The sequence below is a fragment of the Paenisporosarcina sp. P4_E4_2 genome, from assembly GCF_056401595.1.
Map to the genome: position 1 here is coordinate 1 of NZ_JBFUJC010000394.1, position 2,691 is coordinate 2,691.

4 protein-coding genes and 1 pseudogene are annotated in these 2,691 nt (G+C 36.5%); 1 reads left to right on the plus strand and 4 read right to left on the minus strand.

Annotation, left to right across the window (positions count from 1 at the left end; all coding sequences use genetic code 11):
* Positions 1–711, plus strand: a 711-nt coding sequence (locus AC1DSB_RS17630) for a protein-glutamine gamma-glutamyltransferase (RefSeq protein ID WP_477587242.1), incomplete at its 5' end; no start/stop codon positions are given.
* 56 nt (positions 712–767) lie between these two features.
* On the opposite strand, the pseudogene AC1DSB_RS17635 reads toward AC1DSB_RS17630, so the two are convergent.
* From AC1DSB_RS17635 to AC1DSB_RS17650, 4 genes and pseudogenes are all read right to left on the minus strand, one after another.
* A pseudogene (locus tag AC1DSB_RS17635) lies at positions 768–1,092 on the minus strand (antibiotic biosynthesis monooxygenase family protein).
* Between the two features lie 165 nt (positions 1,093–1,257).
* Positions 1,258–1,431, minus strand: coding sequence for a hypothetical protein (locus tag AC1DSB_RS17640; protein ID WP_477587243.1), 174 nt, complete (start codon positions 1,429–1,431; stop codon positions 1,258–1,260).
* A gap of 252 nt (positions 1,432–1,683) precedes the next feature.
* Positions 1,684–1,875, minus strand: coding sequence for a hypothetical protein (locus tag AC1DSB_RS17645; protein WP_477533032.1), 192 nt, complete (start codon positions 1,873–1,875; stop codon positions 1,684–1,686).
* 258 nt (positions 1,876–2,133) lie between these two features.
* Positions 2,134–2,673 carry a hypothetical protein gene (locus AC1DSB_RS17650; RefSeq protein WP_477587244.1) on the minus strand — a complete coding sequence of 180 codons (540 nt, stop codon included), beginning with the start codon at positions 2,671–2,673 and terminating at the stop codon, positions 2,134–2,136.
* Between the last annotated feature and the right edge of the window lie 18 nt (positions 2,674–2,691).

Consider the following 2,691-nt stretch of genomic DNA (forward strand, 5'->3'; position numbering starts at 1 on the left):
TATCAATCCATAGGTGAATTATTGTTTGAGCTTAAGTTACGAAAAAATATCATATTAAGTGCAAGAGCCATGAATCAAAGCAATGTGCGGTTTGAAATACTTGAAAATTCCCGTGGTAATCCTCAATACTGGCAATTGACGAGTACCGGCGGATTCCTGCTGCGGCATGGAGTAAAACCATCAGACGCGATTCAAGATATCTACATGAACAGTTCACAATATGCTTTTGAATGTGCTACGGCAATGGTCATTATCTATTACCATGCGGTCCTAAACACTATGGGAGAATCCTTATTTAATCAATTATTTCAAAACATCTATTTATACAGCTGGCAAAATGATTCTGAACTCCAAATAAAACCGTATTATACAGGCCATTTTTTGCCTGGAGATGTCATATATTTTGAAAATCCGGACTTCGACCCGAGAACCCCTCACTGGAGAGGGGAGAATGCCGTTGTTTTAGGAGATGGTACGAATTTTGGTCATGGGTTAGGAATAATGACAGCTGAACAAATGATTCATGCTCTGAATCAAACCAGAATGCCAGGGGCAAATCAATCAGCCTATCWGACAAATGTAGTTGCAAGACCATCTTTTAAACATTTGGCGAAACTTTCGATGTCGCAACCAGGTTATTTGATTCATAATTACCAACATATCGTCCATCATAACGAAAGTTCGATTCCAATTGATCGATACATGTTCTAATCGTAATCGCATCGTTCCCTGAGCCATACTGTGAATAAAAAACACAATAACAATTGTCACATTTCAAAAAAGTTATGTCTCACTACTTTACAAACTTTGAGAAAAAAGTTTTTATACCACTCTGGTTTCCCTTTATTTTGTGTTACTTTATGCGCTGAATTTCCCATCCAATCTTTTTGGATTGTAAAGAACCCCAATACGGAACTGTAATTCCTAATCGTTCGTCCTGTGTACTTTCGAGACCTAAGAATCCCTTCTGCAGAGAAGCTAATTCCACCATTTTATCCGCCATTTCCCGTAACTCCTGCCTACTTCCGGTCTATGTGAAGAAAAAATCACTGCGTAATAAGGTGGTTCAGGAGTTATTGCTATTCCACTCATATGTAAGTCCCACTAAAAAATCACTTTTGAAACAATATTAGAAATTTAAACATAATTTCAGCTCTCCTTGTTCAACTAACCTGCCCCGTTAGTTGAATAAGAAATGGACTTACTCCTTATTGAAGTAAAGCACGCGTTAGTTAACAGGCATGTTAGGATATTTGTTTACTTCACACAAGAAAAAGCCAATACAACTGGAATTCGCTGTCTTCTTACAAATTCTTCTTCGCTACTGAAATGTTCACGTTTTGGTGTACCTTCACGTAAATCTAGTACTGTAAAGCCAACTTGTCTAAGTGCTATAAAATAATTTTCAATTGTACGATGATACTTAACCACTATTTGATCAATCCAAGGCTCTTTTCTTTCACCCTCATGGAAATAGTCATCAACAATCCAATTACCGCGTTTGTCCCCAGATTGCTTACTAACAAATGATGAAGTTGTTAGTGGATGCTGGATACTAAAAGCAAATCTTCCGTTTCCTTTAAGTGTTTTATGAGCATCTTGAAACAGGCGGTTAATGTCTGTAACACACCTGCTTCGTTAGTTCAATAAGGAAAATGGCTGCTTGAGCATCTTGTCAAAAATTTACTCATCTTCTTTTTGATGATCAGGTACAGATAATGCAATCAAAATAATTAGTCCAATTAATAACTGAAAACTAGGGAGACCAAATAGATACCCTTTGTTGTAACTATCAATAATTCTCATTGCCTGAAAAGAAATAAAAATTATCATAAGTATTATTAACGCAATTCGATACTTAAATTTAATACTCATTTCTTAACTCCCTTTCTAAATACTGTTCAAAACTGCCCCGATAATTCAAGTAGGAAAAGAGTTGCCTTCAGCAGCCCAATGATATTCAACTAAAGCATTCGACTCCAAGTAGACATAACACCCGGATTGGGAAGTATTCGATTTCATTACTCCACAAGAAAAGCTGCCCTTTAAAGGCAGCTGGCTTCACATTTGTATATATACCGACTGACATAATGTTAAATAAAAAAATCGTCCGTTCAATCGGACGATTTTTTCTTATTGTGCTACTTCGCTGGCAATGCTTGATTCTGCTAAGCCRACTTCTTTAAGTACCTYATTTAATTCAGCTTCAGCCTCTTCAAATTTAGCATTTGCCTCATCTAATACAACGTCACCTTCWGCAGCTAATGCGTCTGCTTTCATTGTATAAGCTTCTTGMATTTTGTTTAATGCTGARTCAATTGTTTCTTGATGATCTTTTAATTCWGCWGGAACTTCTAATTCTTCTACTTTAACCGCAGTATTTGCAGCAGCTGTTTTTGCAGCATCCCGCATTTTTTTAAGCTCAGCAGCTTCTGGAGGTGCTTCTRSATCTACATTTTCAWAAGCATTTAGATCTGCATCTACMGCATTAATAGATTGAGAGATTGATAAGTAAAACTTCATCATATCTCCAGCAGGGTTCGCTTTTTCTTCAGATGYAGTTTCTTCAGATTTAGTTCCTWCAGTCGTTGTAACTTTTTTCTCTTCATTGTCTTCAGTACAAGCTGCAAGAACTAAAGAAAGTGAAGCAATAAGCAATAATAGTTTTTTCATCATTCAATCTCCTTTAAT

What these genes read in the sequence shown, in the direction of transcription:
- AC1DSB_RS17645 (WP_477533032.1), bottom strand. Translation starts at nt 1,875, where the DNA reads ATGAGTATTAAATTTAAGTATCGAATTGCGTTAATAATACTTATGATA.